Source organism: Streptomyces sp. NPDC029674 (assembly GCF_044903205.1).
Classification (GTDB): domain Bacteria; phylum Actinomycetota; class Actinomycetes; order Streptomycetales; family Streptomycetaceae; genus Streptomyces.
Genome location: NZ_JBJDPY010000021.1, coordinates 38,629 through 54,656, shown reverse-complemented (window position 1 = coordinate 54,656; position 16,028 = coordinate 38,629). Strand labels below are relative to the sequence as shown.

Genomic DNA, 16,028 nt, shown 5'->3' with positions numbered 1-16,028 from the left:
ACCTCCGGCTGCTTCGACCGGCGGTGAGCGGACGGTGGCGTACTCCGTCCGGGCCGGTGCTTGATGCTACCGAGCCCATCACGCGGTGCTGACCGCCTCTCGCCGAGCGTGAAACGGATCACCCATTCGAGCGACACTTCATGAGGTTGCCGTTTCGATCCATTCGGGCACGATCTCGCCCTCGGCGACGATCACGGCGCCGCCCGTCATCTCGATCTCGCCGTCGGGCCGCTCGGTGATCACCAGGCTGCCGCCGGGCAGGTCGACGGTGTACGTGACCGGGGCGCCGGTCACGGCCGGGTCCACGCCGTCCTTGCGGGCCGCCGCCACGGCCACGGCGCACGCGCCGGTGCCGCAGGAGCGGGTCTCGCCGGCGCCGCGCTCGTGCACCCGCATGGCGACGTGGCGCGGGCCGCGTGGCACGACGAATTCGACGTTCGTCCCCTCCGGGTAGGCGGAGGGAGGGCTGAACGGCGGCGGGTCGTAGAGGTTGCCCGCTTCGGAGAGGTCGTCGATGAAGGCGACCGCGTGCGGATTGCCCATGTTCACGTTGCGCGCGGGCCAGCGGTGGTCGCCGACCGAGACGGTGACGTCCCCTTCGGGGAGCAGCGCCTTGCCCATCCCGACGGTGATGTCGCCGCCGGCCTCGTCCTTGGCGATGTGCACGGTCTTCACGCCGCCGCGGGTGGCCACTGCCAGGTCGCCCTCGCCGACGTGCCCCGCACGCTGCAGGTACCGGGCGAAGACACGCACTCCGTTGCCGCACATCTCGGCGACCGACCCGTCGCCGTTGCGGTAGTCCATGAACCACTCGGCGCGGTCCGCCAGGTGGCGCGCCTCGGGGTGGGCGGCGGAGCGCACGACGTGCAGGAGGCCGTCCCCACCGATGCCCGCACGGCGGTCGCAGAGGGCGGCCACAGCGGTCGGGGGCAGCTCGATGGTGTTGTCGGGGTCGGGGATGATCACGAAGTCGTTCTCGGTCCCGTGCCCCTTGAGGAAGGCGATCCGCGTGCTCATTCCTCGATCGTACGGGGTGGGTACGACAATCGGTCACGCGGTGCCGTCGAGCCGGGGACCGCGCGGGGCGGGCTCAGCGGAGTCTGGCCACGCGCCACACGGCGAGGACCACGGCGCCCAGGAACACCAGGGCGTACGCGGAGACGACCCGCCAGTCCGGGCGGCGCCCGGAGCCCCGCTCGGGCAGTCCGGGCCAGGTGTGCCCCACGCGGCGGGCGGCCATCATGCCCCAGCCGGCGGCGCAGCAGCTGAGCAGCAGCCCGAGCATGGCGACGACGGCGCCGCCGTCGCCGAACTCGAAGGCGAGCGGGAACGCGAACATCAGCGATCCGACCGCGGCCAGGATCACGATGGGCGCGAGCTGCCAGACGCGCAGGCGGGGCTGCGGGCGCAGCTCGACCTCGACCTCGGGCTCCGGGGACATCTCGCCCGGGTCGGGACCGTCGTCCGTCACGCTGCCCGGGGTCTCGTCGGGACCGTCGGGACTCAGCTGCTCTCCGCCGTCATGCGCGGTGTCACGAGGGCCGGCCTCCATCGCCACGCGCCCTCCCACTTCGGACTTCACCGGTCGATCGATGGTCGATGATGGCACGGCGTCAGGTGCCGGGATGACCGCCGGAGCGTCCCGATGCCATCACGTGATCAGGCTGTGACCGGTCGTTCGACCAACGCCAGTGCGCGTGCCGGGAGTTCCTCGCGGTCGGCCACCGCCCCACTGAGCCAGTGCACCCGCGGGTCACGGCGGAACCACGAGTCCTGGCGGCGCGCGAAGCGCTTGGTGGCGCGGACCGTTTCGGCACGCGCCTCGTCCTCCGTGCACTCCCCGGCGAGCGCCGCGAGCATCTGCTGGTAGCCGAGTGCGCGGGACGCCGTGCGCCCCTCGCGCAGCCCCTGGGCCTCCAGGTCGCGCACCTCGTCGACCAGGCCTCGCTCCCACATGCGGTCCACGCGCGTGGCGATGCGTTCGTCGAGTTCGGGGCGGGCCACGTCGACGCCGATCTGAACGGTGTCATACACGGAGTCGTGGCCGGGGAGGTTGGCGGTGAAGGGCTTGCCCGTGATCTCGATGACCTCCAGGGCGCGGACGATCCGGCGGCCGTTGCTGGGCAGGATCGCCCGGGCCGCTTCGGGGTCGGCGGCGGCGAGGCGGGCGTGCAGCGCTCCGGAGCCGCGCAGCGTCAGCTCCTCCTCCAGCCGGGCCCGCACGGCGGGGTCGGTGCCGGGGAACTCCAGGTGGTCCACGGCCCCCCTGACGTACAGGCCGGAGCCGCCGACGAGGATCGGCCAGCGCCCCTCGGCGAGGAGACGGTCGATCTCGGCGCGGGCCAGCTTCTGGTACTCGGCGACGCTGGCCGCCTCCGTGACGTCCCAGATGTCGAGGAGGTGGTGGGGCACACCGCCACGCTCCTCGGGCGTCAGCTTGGCGGTACCGATATCCATCCCTCGGTACAGCTGCATGGAGTCGGCGTTGACGATTTCGCCGCCGAGGCGCTGGGCGAGGAAAACGCCCAGATCGGACTTTCCTGCCGCGGTCGGACCGACGACGGCGATGACCCGCGGGGCGGGGGCTGCACTACTCACCGCCCCAGTCTCGCAAACCCGGGGCCCCGTTCCCGAACGAGCTACGTGACGGCACGGCTCTGAGGTCGTTGCCTGTTGCGAGGTTCCGGCCGCCGGTTTCGAGGACCGATCACCCGGGCGACGCAATGAGACGCACCGGGCGGGGCGGGATTTCGCCCACACGAGTAACGTATGGAGTAGATATGGGCGTTTTTGCACGGTTCCGTCGGAAGGCCAAGGACAGCGGAGAGGCATCGACGACCGAGGCGGCTGCCGACACGCTGACAGCCGAGCCGGAAGCGGCCGAGGGGTCTCCGGAGGCCGGCGCCGATGCGAAGCCCGTTGCCGAGGCCGACAGGACCGAAGAGGCGGGCAAGGCCGACAAGGACACCGAAGGCGCTGCCGAGGACAAGTCCGACGGCACCGCTGAAGCGGCCGACTCGGACGGCGTGGACATCCCGAAGCAGCAGTCCGCCGAGAAGGCCGCCGACAACGAGGCCGGTGAGGGCGCCCGCAAATAGCTCCGACAGCTCCTCTGCGAGGGAAGGTGGACCCATGGGCTTCCTGGACCAACTGAAAGCCAAGCTCGCCCCTGCCAAGGACAAGGTCTCGCACCTCGCGCAGCAGCACGGGGACAAGATCGACCAGGGCCTGGACAAGGCCGCGAAGGTGGTCGACAAGAAGACCAAGGGCAAGTACAGCGACAAGATCCAGACGGGCACGGGAAAGGCCAAGGAGGCCGTCGACCGCCTCGCCGGGCCGGACCAGGGCAAGGACACGGGCGGCGGCACCACTCGGCCGACGCCCCCGTCGCCCCCTCCGGCTTCCTGAACCGCAGCGGCGGACGGCCGCGAAGCACTTCGCTTCGCGGCCGCCTCCGTATGTCCTGACCGTGGCGCCCGTCATGTCCTGGCCGTGCGCCCGTCCGGTCGCGCTCGCCGGTCGCCGCGACGACGCCCCCCCCCGGAAGCCCCCTGGAGCGCCCCTGAAGGCCCCGCTAGGACCAGGTGGCCACCACGTAGCCCACGCCGTACGGCGCGTCCTCGTAGAGCAGCTCACCGCTCAGCGTCGCGCCGTCCGCCGCCCCGGCGAGCACCTGCCACGGGGCACGGCCCGCCGCCTTCAGCTCCGCGGCGAGGCCCGCGTCCAGCGTCTTCAGCGCCGCGATGTCGGCCGCGCCGAGCGCACGTCCCACCGCCGCGTCGAAGCCGGCCGCCCGCTCGTCGAGGTACCCCGGCGCCTTCAGCGTGCGGCACGCGCTCGCGTCTCCCATCACGAGCAGTGCCACCCGGTCCGCCCGGGCCCCGATTTCCTCTCCGACTTGAATACACCGCTCGGCGGCGAGTGGTTCCCCCACGCCGAGACCTTCCACCGGAGCGGTCGACCACCGCGTACGTTCGAGCAGCCAGCCTGCGACGGCGAGCGACGGCGGAAGCTCACGCTCCGCCGCCTCGTCCGGCGCGTGCGGCGGCGTGGGCCCGAGACGTACGTCGACGTCCACCCCGAACCCCCGGAACGACCCGCGCGCGCCCTGTCGATGCGGCCCGCGCCCGCTCTCCTCGGCCGGGCCGACCACGACGAGCCGGTCGGGCCGCGCGGCGGCGAGCACGCCGATGGCGTCCGAGCAGGCCGCGCGCGCGGCGTCCAGTTCGGGAGCGGCACCCGCGGCGACCTCGGGAACGAGCAGCGGCGGAGAAGGGCAGACGGCTGCGGCGACAAGCATGATCCGCAGCGTAACGCGCCCTAGGAAGAGATCACTCCGGAAAGCCCCACTCCGTGGTCCCGCTCCGGAGTCCCCTCCGGAGCGGGACCACGGAGTGGTCAGTCGCAGCCGCAGCCACTGCCCGTGGCGACCGGGAGCGGCTCGGGAGCGCCGATCTTCGGCAGTCCCAGCATCACGCCGGCGGGCTTCGCGGCCGCCTCGGCGTTCCGCTTCTCCCAGGCGTCGCCCGCGCGCGTGGGGCGCACGTTCAGCACGGCGCCCTCGGCCAGCAGGTGGTGCGGCGCCGCGTAGGTGATCTCGACGGTCACGACGTCGCCGGGGCGCACTTCGGTGTCCGGCTTGGTGAAGTGGACCAGGCGGTTGTCGGGGGCGCGGCCGGACAGGCGGTGGGTGGCGCCGTCCTTGCGGCCCTCGCCCTCGGCGACCATCAGCTCCAGGGTGCGGCCGACCTGCTTCTTGTTCTCCTCCCAGGAGATCTCCTCCTGGAGGGCCACCAGACGCTCGTAGCGCGACTGGACGACCTCCTTGGGGATCTGCCCCTCCATGGTCGCCGCCGGGGTCCCGGGGCGCTTGGAGTACTGGAAGGTGAAGGCGCTCCCGAAGCGGGCCTCGCGGACCACGTGCATCGTCTGCTCGAAGTCCTCCGCGGTCTCGCCCGGGAAGCCGACGATGATGTCGGTGGAGATCGCCGCGTCCGGCATGGCGGCGCGGACCTTCTCGATGATCCCCAGGAAACGATCCTGCCGGTACGAGCGGCGCATCGCCTTGAGGATCGTGTCGGAGCCGGACTGCAGCGGCATGTGGAGCTGCGGCATCACGTTCGGCGTCTCGGCCATGGCGGCGATCACGTCGTCCGTGAAGTCGCGCGGGTGCGGGGAGGTGAAGCGCACGCGCTCCAGACCCTCGATCTTCCCGCAGGCGCGCAGCAGCTTGCTGAAGGCCTCGCGGTCGCCGATGTCCGAGCCGTACGCGTTCACGTTCTGCCCGAGGAGGGTGATCTCGGAGACGCCCTCGGCGACGAGCGCCTCGATCTCCGCGAGGATGTCGCCGGTCCTGCGGTCCTTCTCCTTGCCGCGCAGCGCGGGCACGATGCAGAAGGTGCAGGTGTTGTTGCAGCCGACGGAGATGGAGACCCACGCCGCGTACGCGCTCTCGCGGCGGGTCGGCAGCGTCGACGGGAAGGCTTCGAGCGACTCGGCGATCTCGACCTGCGCCTCTTCCTGGACGCGGGCGCGCTCCAGGAGGACCGGCAGCTTGCCGATGTTGTGCGTGCCGAAGACGACGTCGACCCAGGGCGCCCTCTTGACGATGGTGTCGCGGTCCTTCTGGGCCAGGCAGCCGCCGACGGCGATCTGCATCCCCGGGCGCTTGGTCTTCATCGGCGCCAGGCGGCCGAGATTGCCGTACAGCCGGTTGTCGGCGTTCTCGCGCACGGCGCACGTGTTGAAGACGACGACGTCGGCATCGCCGTCCGCCCCGTCGGGCGCACGCTCGTAGCCGGCGTCCTCAAGGAGGCCCGACAGCCGCTCGGAGTCATGGACGTTCATCTGGCACCCGTAGGTGCGCACCTCGTAAGTCTTCGCGCTCATCTCGCCCCCCAGGGTACGGGGTCGCCACGCGCGCGTGCCCGCGGATTGCGACCGCGGCACCGGGAGGTGGGCCCCGGAGCGGCGCAGTGTGACCTCGCCCCTGGTCAGCACGGTGACCGGCTGGCAGGATCGCGCGCATGCTCCAGGCACTCCCCCACATCAGCAGGCGCCGCGCCCTGCAGGGTTCGGCGGCGGCGCTCGTGGTGTTCGGGCTGCTGTTGTGGTGGCTGGTGCCCATGGGCGAGGACTCCCCCAGCGGGCGGATGACGTTCAGTACGGGCGTGAAGAAGGGCGTGTACGAGCGGTACGGAAAGCTCCTGCGGACGGCGATCTCCCAGGACATGCCGGACGTCGACGTCGAACTCCTCAACAGCGAGGGTTCGCAGCAGAACGTCGCGCGGGTGGCCACCGGGAAGTCCGACTTCACGATCGCCGCCGCCGACGCGGTCGAGAAGTACCGCCTGAACGCCGAACCCGGCTGGCACCGGCTGCGGGGCTGCACGCGGCTGTACGACGACTACGTACAGCTCGTGGTGCCCCGGTCCTCGAGGATCGAGACCGTCGCGGATCTGCGGAACAAGCGCGTGGCGGTGGGACAGGAGCACTCCGGAGTGCGGCTGATAGCCGAGAGGGTGCTCGACGCCGCGGGTCTGGACCCGACCACGGACGTCAAGCCGGTGTCCGCCGGGATCGACACGATGCCCGACCTTCTGAAGAAGGGCTCCATCGACGCCTTCTTCTGGTCGGGCGGGCTGCCGACGACTTCCGTGCGCACGCTGTCGAAGGAGATGGACATCGAGCTCGTGAAGCTGGGCTACCTCGTCGACTCGCTGCACAAGCAGGGCGGGGCCTCGCGCTACTACCGGGCCGCGACGATGCCGGCCGACGCCTATCCCGATGCGCAGCGGGGTTCCGCCGTGCCGACGCTGGCGGTGGCGAACCTCCTGGTGACCACGGACCGGGCCGACACCGAGCTGACCGAACGTCTGACCCGGACCGTCATCGACAGCCGCGACCACATCGGCGACGCCGTGCACGCGGCCCAGCTGGTGGATCTGCGCACCGCCCTGTTCACGGACCCGCTGCCGCTGCACGAGGGCGCGCGCCGCTACTACCGCTCGGTCAAGCCCTGAGGGGTTCGCCGCGCGGGACGCTGACCGTCACCTTCAGGCCGTGCGGTTCGTGGTGTGCGTACGTGATGGAGCCGCCGCCCGCCGCGAGCAGGGCCCTGGAGATGGACAGGCCGAGCCCCGAGCCCTTCACGTTCTGGTGGCGGTTGCTGCGCCAGAAGCGGTCGCCGACGCGGGTGAGTTCGTCCTCGGTGAGGCCGGGGCCGCCGTCGGTGACCACGACGGTCGTCGTCGCGTCGCAGGAGGAGACCGCCACGTGGACCGGGCCGCCCTCGGGAGTGAACTTCAGGGCGTTGTCGATCACCGCGTCCAGCGCGCTGGAGAGGGCCACCGGGTCGGCCCAGCCGGTGGTGGCCGGACAGGTGCCCGTCAGCCGTACGCCACGCTCGTCGGCGAGCGGCCGCCACGAGGCGACGCGCTCGGCGGCCAGCTCGCCGATGTCGGTGAGGCTCAGGTCGGCCGCGGCGTGCTCGGCGAGCGCCAGGCCGAGCAGGTCGTCGAGGACCTGGGCCAGGCGCTTGCCCTCGGTGCGGACCGAGGCGATCTCCTCGTTGCCCTCGGGCAGTTCGAGGGCGAGCAGCTCGATGCGGAGCAGGAGGGCCGAGAGGGGGTTGCGCAGCTGGTGCGAGGCGTCGGCGACGAAGGCGCGCTGCTGCTCCAGCACGTCCTCGACGTTGTCGGCCATCTCGTTGAACGACCGGGCCAGGCGTCTGAGTTCCGGTGGTCCGCCCGCCGCCGCGACGCGGGACTTGAGGCGCCCTGTCGCTATGTCGTGCGTGGTCGCGTCCAGGACGCGCACCGGACGCAGCACCCAGCCGGTGAGCCGCAGCGCCGCGCCGACCGCGAGGAGCATGGCCGCCGACTCGCCGGCGCCGATGAGCAGCCAGCCGTGCAGCGTCTGCGAACGCATGCGGCCGGTCGGCGAGTCCGTGACCACGACGGCGATGACGTCGCCGTCCTTGATCACCGGCGAGGCGACGGCCAGCCGCCCTCGCTGCCACGGCCAGACCTGCTCGGGGTCGTGGCTGCCGCGGGAGCGGAGCGCTTCTTCGAAGGCGTCCCGCAGGGCTCCGCGGCGGGGCAGGAACCAGTCGCTCGGTGAGTGGGCCATGGCGTCGTCGTCGCGGTAGAAGACGCCCGCGCGGATGCCGTACACGTCGTAGTAGTCGTCGAGTTCCTTCTGGAGGGTCTCGCGGCGCTCGTCCGTGCTGCCCAGTTCGAGCGGTCCGGTGGGGCGTTTGGTGACGAACTGCGCGAGTGAGGCGAAGCGGGCCGTGTCGTCGATCCGGTCGACGACCACCTTCTGCTGCTGGGCGGCGGCGACGCTGACGGCGAGCGGGAAGCCGAGCGCCAGCAGCACGCCCGCCATCAGGATGATCAGCAGCGGGAGGAGGCGAGAGCGCACCTGTCCTCGCTCTTGGCTACGCGGCCGGGGCGACGAGGCGGTAGCCGACGCCGCGCACGGTCTCGATCAGGGCCGGCATGTGCAGTTTGGAGCGCAGGGACGCCACGTGGACCTCCAAGGTGCGGCCCGTCCCTTCCCAACTGGTGCGCCACACTTCGCTGATGATCTGCTCCCGGCGGAACACCACTCCGGGACGCTGGGCGAGGAGGGCGAGCAAGTCGAACTCCTTGCGGGTCAGTTGGACAACCGAACCGTCCACGCTGACCTGCCGGGTGGGCAGTTCGATGCGCACGGAGCCGAGCCGCAGGTCGCTGTCGCCTGTTGCCGGCGCGCCGCCGGGGGCGGGCCGCCGGATGACCGCGTGGATACGGGCGATGAGCTCCCCGGTGTCGTACGGCTTCACTACGTAGTCATCGGCTCCGAGGTTGAGGCCGTGGATGCGCGAGCGTACGTCGGAGCGGGCCGTCACCATGATCACCGGAGTCGAGCCGCGCTTGCGGATCTTGCCGCACACCTCGTAGCCGTCCTGGTCGGGCAGACCGAGGTCGAGAAGCACCACTCCGAAGGGAGGCGTTTCCGCGGGCAGCAGGGCCTGCAGAGCCTCCTCGCCACTGCGGGCGTGCACGACGTCGAAGCCGTGCCTGGCCAGGACCGCGGACAGGGCGGCGGCCACATGATCGTCGTCCTCGACGAGAAGCAGTCGCATAGGGGCCCCCTCCAGTTCATCGGTCGTTCCGTCGTGGCCGGTACTCATGGCCGGTGGTCGCGCGAGCGCACCAAGGCATCCACGCCGATGGATAAGGACCGCGTCAAGAGGGTTCAGTGCGTCGGCACGTTCCGTTACCTACCCGGTACGCACTCCGTGGGCCCTCTTCACACGGTGTGTCCGGTTGCGGCCGGATCGTTATGCTCAATTTCCCCTCAGATGTAATGACGCTGGTCGCACTGGGTTATTACTGTCCTCCCAACCGAGGAGGATGGAGCAACAAGCCGTGACCGAAGTATCGGTGACCAAGGACGCCATACCGCCTGGGGCGGACGACCTTGTCGTGCTGAAGAACGTCAACAAGCACTTCGGCGCTCTGCACGTCCTCCAGGACATCGACCTGACCATCGCCCGCGGCGAGGTCGTCGTCGTGATCGGCCCTTCGGGGTCCGGCAAGTCGACGCTGTGCCGCGCCATCAACCGCCTGGAGACGATCGATTCGGGAGACATCTCGATCGACGGCAAGCCGCTGCCCCAGGAGGGCAAGGAGCTCGCGCGGCTCCGTGCGGACGTGGGCATGGTCTTCCAGTCGTTCAACCTGTTCGCGCACAAGACCGTGCTCGAGAACGTGACGCTGGGCCAGACGAAGGTGCGCAAGATCGGCAAGGCCGAGGCGGAGGAGAAGGCTCGCGGTCTGCTGGACCGCGTGGGCGTCGCCTCCCAGGCCGACAAGTACCCCGCCCAGCTCTCCGGCGGACAGCAGCAACGCGTCGCCATCGCGCGCGCGTTGGCGATGGACCCCAAGGTGATGCTCTTCGACGAGCCCACGTCGGCGCTCGACCCGGAGATGATCAACGAGGTCCTCGAGGTGATGCAGCAGCTCGCCCGGGAGGGGATGACGATGGTCGTCGTCACCCACGAGATGGGTTTCGCCCGTTCGGCGGCCAACCGCGTCGTCTTCATGGCGGATGGCCGGATCGTCGAAGAGGCCGTGCCGGACCAGTTCTTCAACAACCCGCGCAGCGACCGGGCCAAGGACTTCCTGTCGAAGATCCTTAAACACTGAGGCTCCCACGCCGTCTCAACACCAGTCGAAACAGAGGATGTTCACCATGAAGCTCCGCAAGTCCGCTGCCGCCGTGGCAGCCGTCGCTGCCGTCGCGCTGACCGCCACCGCCTGTGGTGGCAAGGAGGGCTCGGCCGGCGACAAGCCGGAAGGCCCGAACGGCAAGGACACCAAGGCCCTCAGCTACACGGTCAAGAAGGACGTCTCGGTCGACTCGTCCGTGTTCGAGGCCGCCAAGAAGCGCGGCAAGCTCATCGTGGGCGCCAAGGCCGACCAGCCGTACCTGGGCTTCCAGGACCAGTCGACCAAGGAGTACTCCGGCTTCGACATCGAGATCGCCAAGATGATCGCGGCCGACCTCGGCTTCTCGGCGAAGCAGATCGAGTGGAAGACGGTCGACTCCGGCGCCCGTGAGACCGCGGTCTCCAAGGGCGACGTCGACCTGATGATCGGCACGTACACGATGAACGACGAGCGCAAGAAGCAGATCGACTTCGCCGGTCCGTACTACCACGCCGGTGCCTCCCTCCTCGTCCGCAAGGATGAGAAGGACATCAAGGGCCCCGAGACCGTCCGCGGCAAGAAGGTCTGCTCCATCGTCGGCTCCACGCCGCTGCAGAACATCAAGAAGCCCAAGTACGGCGCCAAGGTCACCGAGCTGTCCAAGTACTCCGAGTGCGTGGCCCAGATGCTCAACAACCAGGTCGACGCCGTCACCACCGACGACGCCATCCTGATGGGCTACGCCGCGCAGAACCCCGGCAAGCTCAAGGTCGTCGGCAAGCCCTTCTCCGACGAGCCCTACGGCGTCGGCCTGAAGAAGGGCGACAAGGGGCTGCAGAAGGCCGTCGCCGACGCCATCAAGGCGCACCAGGAGAACGGCGACTACAAGAAGGCGTTCGACGCCACCATCGGCAAGTCCGGCTCCGAGTACAAGGACCCGCCGGCCTTCACCGACCCCAAGTGACACCCCGCGCCCCGCTTCGTACGGCCTGAAAAACCGTGCGGGGCGGGGCGTGTTGTGAGCACATCGCCGTCCGACCGCCCTCTCGCGGAGAATTCATGAACGTACTGACCGACAACCTGTCGCTGTTCCGCGAGGGGTTCATCGGCACCGTGGAGCTGACCGTGGTCAGCGGCGTCATAGCCATGGTGCTCGGCGTGATCATCGCCGCTTTCCGGGTCTCCCCGGTCCCGCCGCTGCGCGTTTTCGGCACCCTGTGGGTGAACATCCTCCGGAACACCCCGCTCACCCTGCTGTTCCTGGTGGCCTTCTTCATCCTGCCGAAGATCCTCTTCCCGGACATGAACTCGTTCGCGCTCGGCGTCACGGCGCTGGGCTTCTACACGTCGTCCTTCGTGGCCGAGGCACTGCGCTCCGGCATCAACACCGTGCCGATGGGCCAGGCCGAGGCGGCTCGCGCGATCGGCATGAGCTTCACGCAGGTCATGCGGGTCGTGGTGCTCCCACAGGCCACCCGCGCGGTGGTCGCCCCCATGGGGTCGATCTTCATCGCGCTGACGAAGAACTCCGCGATCGCGGGCAGCTTCGACAACGTCGATCTGTTCAACGTCGCCAAGACCCTCAGTAACGACGGCTACGACATCGCCATGATCTTCCTCTGGATCACGGTCGCCTACCTGATCATCACGTACGCCATCAATGGCGCCTTCCGGCTGCTGGAGCACCGTATGGAGGTCGCCCGATGAGCGCCAGTGTCCTCTTCGACGCCCCCGGCCCCAAGGCCAGGCTCCGCAACCGGATCTACTCGGTCGTCGGCACCGCGGCCGTGCTCGGCCTGGTCGTCTGGATCGTCCTGCGGCTCAACGAGAAGGGCGAGTTCGACGGCGCCCTGTGGGACATCTTCAACTACTCCGGCATCCGCGACAACATCTTCGAAGCGCTCCTGGCGACGCTGAAGGCCTTCGCGCTCGCCGCTGTCCTGTCGCTGGTCTTCGCGGTCGTGCTGTGTGTCGGCAGGCTCTCCGACCACCGACCGGTGCGCTGGGCGTCGGTGATCTTCATCGACCTCTTCCGGTCGATCCCGCTGCTGATCACGATCTTCGCCCTGTGGGTCGGCGTCGCCGGCGACATGACGCCGTTCTGGGCACTGGTACTCGGCCTGTCGATCTACAACGGCTGCGTCCAGGCCGAGGTGCTGCGCGCGGGTGTCAACGCCGTACCGAAGGGTCAGCGGGAGGCCGCGTACGCCCTGGGCCTGAGCAAGACCCAGGTGACGGCCGGCATCCTGTTCCCGCAGGCCGTGCGCTCCATGCTGCCGACGATCATCAGCCAGCTCGTGGTGACGCTCAAGGACACCTCGCTCGGCTACATCATCCTCTACCCCGAGCTGCTGTATTCGGCGCGGCTGATCGCCAACAACACGCCCGTGAACGGCACGTACCCGTTCGTCCAGACGGTCACCGTCGTCGGCGCCATCTACATCGCGCTCTGCCTGGCGCTCTCCTCGCTCGCCACCTGGATCGAGAAGCGTGGGCGCCGTACCAAGACGGGCATCGTGGTGGCCGCGGCCGCCGAGCCCGCGGAGACTCCGGGCGTGCTCGACGCGGCCACGCCGCTCGGCCCGACGGTCGCCGCGGAGCCCGCTCCGGGCGCGCCCGCCGACGCCGGCGCCGACGGGCCCGATGACGACCCCAAGGGCCCGGTTGGAAAGTCAAACTGACGCACTGTAGGTACAGTTGTGGGGGACGGTGATGGCGCCGTCCCCCACGCGCGTTGTCGGGTGAACGCCGATGCCATCGTCACTTGACGCAAGCACCGGCAATGGGTTGCATACGTTCTGTGATCGTGCACCGGGCTCCAACTGCCAGTTTCTGTACGTACGTCCAGCGCTTCCGGGCAGTCCGGACCCTCGGGGCCCGCCGGGCCGGAGGGTGCGCGCCGTGGACCCGGTGATCGTCGTCGGCGCGGGCCCCGTGGGACTGGCCCTCGCCCTGGCCCTCGCCCGCCAATCGGTGCCCACCATCGTCCTCGACGAGGGCCCCGGCAAGGACGAGCACCGGCTCGCGCGGACGGTCGTGCTCCGCGAGGACACCGCGGCGTTCGTGGAACGGCTCGCGGGGCATTCGTTCGGCGACACGGAGTCCGGCGCACGGTGGGCCGGCTGGCGCTCCGTCCGACGCAAGCAGCTGATGCGCGAGCTCCACTTCGGAGACGAGGCCCCCGCCCCGCTGCACCTGCCGCAGCACGTCCTGACGGGCGCCCTGCGCGACGCCATCGCCGACGAGCGGCTCGTCAAAGTCGCGGCGGAGAACAAGCTCGACTCCCTGGAACAGGACGCCACCGGGCTGACCGCACACACACGCGGAGCCAAGGGCACATGGTGGCGCGGCAGTTACCTGGTGGGCTGCGACGGCTCCCGCTCCACCGTGCGCAAGCTGCTCGACGTCCGCTTCCCGGGACGTACGGCGGTGGAACGGCACGCCGTGGCCGCGCTGCGCACGGAACTTCCGTGGCCGGGCCAGGCGTTGTTGCACCGGATGCCTCCGTGGCGCCACGGAGGCGCCGAGGTGACCGGCCGGCCCCTCGCCGACGGGGTGTGGCGGCTCGACTGGCTGCTTCCGCCGCGTGGCGACCTGGTGACGCCCGACGCCCTCGTCATGCGCATCCGGGAGACCCTCGCGGGCTGGTGCGGGGGCTCCACACCCCCGTACGAACTGCTCGACACGGGCGTGCACACCGTCCACCACCGGCTCGCCCGACGGTGGCGGGTCGGACGCGCCTTCCTCGCGGGGGACGCCGCGCATCTGCTCGGCGCGCTCGGCACCCAGGGGCTCGACGAAGGCCTGCGGGACGCCGACAACCTCGCCTGGAAACTGGGGCTCGCCTGGCACCACGGCGCCCGCGAATCCCTGCTCGACAGTTATCAGGTCGAGCGGCGGGCCGGCGTGGCCGCGCGGCTGCGCGCCGCCGACCAGTCGCTGCCCGCGCTGCGCGGCGGCAAGGGGCTGCGGTCGTACGTGCCCGGGTCCGCGCGCGGGCACGACACGCTCCTCACCGACGGCCACGTGGGGCGCGGTCCGCTCGGGGCCCCCTCGTCATACGCCGACTCGCCGCTGGCGGCCGCTCCGTCCGACTCCGTCACGGTGGTCGGGACGGAGCCCGGAGCGCCGGTCGCCGATGTGCGCGTGACGGCGCCGGACGGTTCTTTCGTACGGCTTCGGGACCGGCTCGGGCTGGGGCACCTGATCGTCCTTCTCGTCGCGCCGGGCACCGTCGTGTGGGAGCGACGGCACTGGGTGACCGCCGGGATCATGCCGCGGCTCGCCGCGGCCGTCACGGCGCTCCCCCACGCCGCCGAGCTGCTCGTCGCCGAGAGTTATCCCGGGGCCGCCGCCCACTCCGTCCTGCTCGTACGGCCCGACGGCCACCTCGTCACCGCCCTCTCCGGAGTGCGTCCGGCGGAGCTGTACGCGGCGGCCGAAGCGGCACTGGGGGGACCGGTGCAGGCAGGGCCCGGGAGCGGGGACGGGGACAAGGCGAAGGGGACAGCTCCGGCCGGCCGGGGCGGCCGAGTGGACGAGGCGGAGAGGGCGGAGAGGGCAGCGGGGGCGACGCGGCCTTCGTCGTGAGCCGGGCGGGCTTCGGCTTCACGGTCATCAAGCGCCGCGCGCCGCCCCTGCTCGCATGCTGAGCCGGGGTTGACCGGCTCCGGACCCCGTGGTCTACTCCGGATCGTGACCGACACCGATGTGCGCCTGTGGCGGAGGGTCCATATGGACCTGGTCCGCTACGCAGGCTGCGTGTGTCACCCGTCCTGCTGAACTCGCACATCTCTTTCGCGCGCTGAGCCCCGCTCCGGGCTGTCTCGCGCGCTTCCGCGAACTTCCAGGACGGTACCCGTGTCTGTTGCTCCTTCCTCGACCACGCCCTCCACCGCGCCCTCGGCCGCGCGTTCCACGGCGCCCACCGCCGCCGAACTCCTCGACTTCGTCCGCCGCGCCGCGGCCGACCCCGAGCTCGTCGCTTCCCTGCCGCTCGACCCCGAGGGCCGGACCTGGGTGCGGCTCCAGGGCCCCGGCGGCAGCGAGGCCTGGCTGATCGGCTGGCCGCCCGGCACCGGGACCGGATGGCACGACCACGCGGAGTCGGTCGGCGCCTTCCTCACCGCGGCGGGCACCCTCAAAGAGAACTCGCTCGCCGCGCGCCTGCCCACCGACGGGTGGAAGACCCTGGAGCTCTCCGGCGACGTCGACCGCGAACGGGAGTTGGCCGTCGGCGAGGGCCGCGCCTTCGGCCGTAACCACGTGCACGAGGTGCTGAACGAGTCCACGACCGAACACGCCGTCTCCGTACACGCCTACTACCCGCCCCTGCCACGGATCCGCCGTTACAGCCGCACCGGCGACGTGCTCCGTCTGGAGTCCGTGGAGCGCCCGGAGGACTGGCAGTGAGTGACCGTGAACGGGTGGTTGGACAGCCGGTCGGCATCGACGAGTTGCTGGAGCGTGTGCGGCTCGGACTCGACCGGGTCACTCCGGAGAGGGCGTACGCGACCGCAGAGGGCGGAGGGCTGCTCGTCGACATCCGCTACGCGGCACTGCGGGAGCGCGACGGGCTGATCCCCGGGGCGCTCGTCGTCGAACGCAACGAGCTGGAGTGGCGGCTCGACCCGCAGGGCAGCCATCGCGCCCCGCAGGCCACCGACCACGACATACACGTCGTCGTGGTCTGCAACGAGGGGTACGCGTCCAGCCTCGCGGCCGCCTCCTTGCGACAGTTGGGACTGCGCCACGCCACCGATCTCATCGGTGGGTTCCAGGCGTGGCGGGCGGCGGGGCTTCCTGTGGTGACCGCGGGAACGTGAGCTT

Annotated in this window: 18 protein-coding genes; 11 read left to right on the top strand and 7 right to left on the bottom strand. The window is 70.6% G+C overall.

The window, feature by feature from the left end:
• Positions 1-138: 138 nt before the first annotated feature.
• From dapF to miaA, 3 genes are all read right to left on the bottom strand, one after another.
• Entirely contained in the window at positions 139-1,017 is an 879-nt protein-coding gene (dapF, locus tag ACI2L3_RS34895) for a diaminopimelate epimerase (RefSeq protein ID WP_404756436.1), read from the bottom strand.
• A gap of 73 nt (positions 1,018-1,090) precedes the next feature.
• On the bottom strand, positions 1,091-1,552 hold the full coding sequence (locus ACI2L3_RS34890; RefSeq protein ID WP_404756486.1) for a hypothetical protein: 462 nt from the start codon (positions 1,550-1,552) through the stop codon (positions 1,091-1,093).
• Between the two features lie 107 nt (positions 1,553-1,659).
• On the bottom strand, positions 1,660-2,598 hold the full coding sequence (miaA, locus tag ACI2L3_RS34885; protein WP_404756435.1) for a tRNA (adenosine(37)-N6)-dimethylallyltransferase MiaA: 939 nt from the start codon (positions 2,596-2,598) through the stop codon (positions 1,660-1,662).
• A 182-nt stretch (positions 2,599-2,780) separates the two neighbouring features.
• Here miaA and ACI2L3_RS34880 point away from each other — a divergent pair, with 182 nt between their 5' ends.
• Both ACI2L3_RS34880 and ACI2L3_RS34875 read left to right on the top strand, forming a co-directional pair.
• On the top strand, positions 2,781-3,098 hold the full coding sequence (locus tag ACI2L3_RS34880) for a hypothetical protein (RefSeq protein ID WP_404756434.1): 318 nt from the start codon (positions 2,781-2,783) through the stop codon (positions 3,096-3,098).
• A gap of 34 nt (positions 3,099-3,132) precedes the next feature.
• Positions 3,133-3,408 carry an antitoxin gene (locus ACI2L3_RS34875; RefSeq protein ID WP_404756433.1) on the top strand — a complete coding sequence of 92 codons (276 nt, stop codon included), beginning with the start codon at positions 3,133-3,135 and terminating at the stop codon, positions 3,406-3,408.
• Between the two features lie 166 nt (positions 3,409-3,574).
• On the opposite strand, the gene ACI2L3_RS34870 is transcribed toward ACI2L3_RS34875, so the two are convergent.
• Positions 3,575-4,300, bottom strand: a complete 726-nt coding sequence (locus ACI2L3_RS34870) for a class III extradiol dioxygenase subunit B-like domain-containing protein (protein WP_404756432.1) — start codon at positions 4,298-4,300, stop codon at positions 3,575-3,577.
• Between the two features lie 98 nt (positions 4,301-4,398).
• Positions 4,399-5,889 carry a tRNA (N6-isopentenyl adenosine(37)-C2)-methylthiotransferase MiaB gene (miaB, locus tag ACI2L3_RS34865; protein ID WP_404756431.1) on the bottom strand — a complete coding sequence of 497 codons (1,491 nt, stop codon included), beginning with the start codon at positions 5,887-5,889 and terminating at the stop codon, positions 4,399-4,401.
• Positions 5,890-6,026: 137 nt separating this feature from the next.
• Between miaB and ACI2L3_RS34860 the strand changes: the two genes are divergently transcribed.
• Complete coding sequence (locus ACI2L3_RS34860) at positions 6,027-7,022, top strand: TAXI family TRAP transporter solute-binding subunit (protein WP_404756430.1); 996 nt, start codon at positions 6,027-6,029, stop codon at positions 7,020-7,022.
• On the opposite strand, the gene ACI2L3_RS34855 is transcribed toward ACI2L3_RS34860, so the two are convergent.
• Positions 7,012-8,424, bottom strand: coding sequence for a sensor histidine kinase (locus tag ACI2L3_RS34855; protein ID WP_404756429.1), 1,413 nt, complete (start codon positions 8,422-8,424; stop codon positions 7,012-7,014). The two genes, ACI2L3_RS34860 and ACI2L3_RS34855, sit on opposite strands and share 11 nt — an antisense overlap.
• Positions 8,425-8,440: 16 nt before the next feature.
• Positions 8,441-9,130 (bottom strand): response regulator transcription factor, encoded by a 690-nt coding sequence (locus ACI2L3_RS34850; protein ID WP_404756428.1) that lies wholly within the window; start codon positions 9,128-9,130, stop codon positions 8,441-8,443.
• Between the two features lie 286 nt (positions 9,131-9,416).
• On the opposite strand from ACI2L3_RS34850, the gene ACI2L3_RS34845 reads away from it, so the two are divergent.
• The 8 genes from ACI2L3_RS34845 to ACI2L3_RS34810 all read left to right on the top strand — a co-directional run bounded on the left by ACI2L3_RS34845 (position 9,417) and on the right by ACI2L3_RS34810 (position 16,024).
• Positions 9,417-10,196 carry an amino acid ABC transporter ATP-binding protein gene (locus ACI2L3_RS34845; protein ID WP_404756427.1) on the top strand — a complete coding sequence of 260 codons (780 nt, stop codon included), beginning with the start codon at positions 9,417-9,419 and terminating at the stop codon, positions 10,194-10,196.
• Positions 10,197-10,242: 46 nt separating this feature from the next.
• Entirely contained in the window at positions 10,243-11,163 is a 921-nt protein-coding gene (locus ACI2L3_RS34840; RefSeq protein ID WP_404756426.1) for a glutamate ABC transporter substrate-binding protein, read from the top strand.
• Positions 11,164-11,258: 95 nt separating this feature from the next.
• Positions 11,259-11,906 (top strand): amino acid ABC transporter permease, encoded by a 648-nt coding sequence (locus ACI2L3_RS34835; RefSeq protein WP_404756425.1) that lies wholly within the window; start codon positions 11,259-11,261, stop codon positions 11,904-11,906.
• Positions 11,903-12,880 carry an amino acid ABC transporter permease gene (locus ACI2L3_RS34830; protein ID WP_404756424.1) on the top strand — a complete coding sequence of 326 codons (978 nt, stop codon included), beginning with the start codon at positions 11,903-11,905 and terminating at the stop codon, positions 12,878-12,880. Before ACI2L3_RS34835 ends, ACI2L3_RS34830 begins: the two co-directional genes overlap by 4 nt.
• A gap of 220 nt (positions 12,881-13,100) precedes the next feature.
• Complete coding sequence (locus ACI2L3_RS34825) at positions 13,101-14,789, top strand: FAD-dependent monooxygenase (RefSeq protein ID WP_404756423.1); 1,689 nt, start codon at positions 13,101-13,103, stop codon at positions 14,787-14,789.
• Positions 14,790-14,894: 105 nt separating this feature from the next.
• Positions 14,895-14,981, top strand: a complete 87-nt coding sequence (locus ACI2L3_RS34820) for a putative leader peptide (RefSeq protein ID WP_336621184.1) — start codon at positions 14,895-14,897, stop codon at positions 14,979-14,981.
• A gap of 78 nt (positions 14,982-15,059) precedes the next feature.
• On the top strand, positions 15,060-15,611 hold the full coding sequence (locus ACI2L3_RS34815; protein ID WP_404756422.1) for a cysteine dioxygenase: 552 nt from the start codon (positions 15,060-15,062) through the stop codon (positions 15,609-15,611).
• A complete protein-coding gene (locus tag ACI2L3_RS34810; RefSeq protein WP_404756421.1) occupies positions 15,608-16,024 on the top strand; it encodes a rhodanese-like domain-containing protein in 417 nt (138 codons plus the stop codon). Before ACI2L3_RS34815 ends, ACI2L3_RS34810 begins: the two co-directional genes overlap by 4 nt.
• Positions 16,025-16,028: the final 4 nt, after the last annotated feature.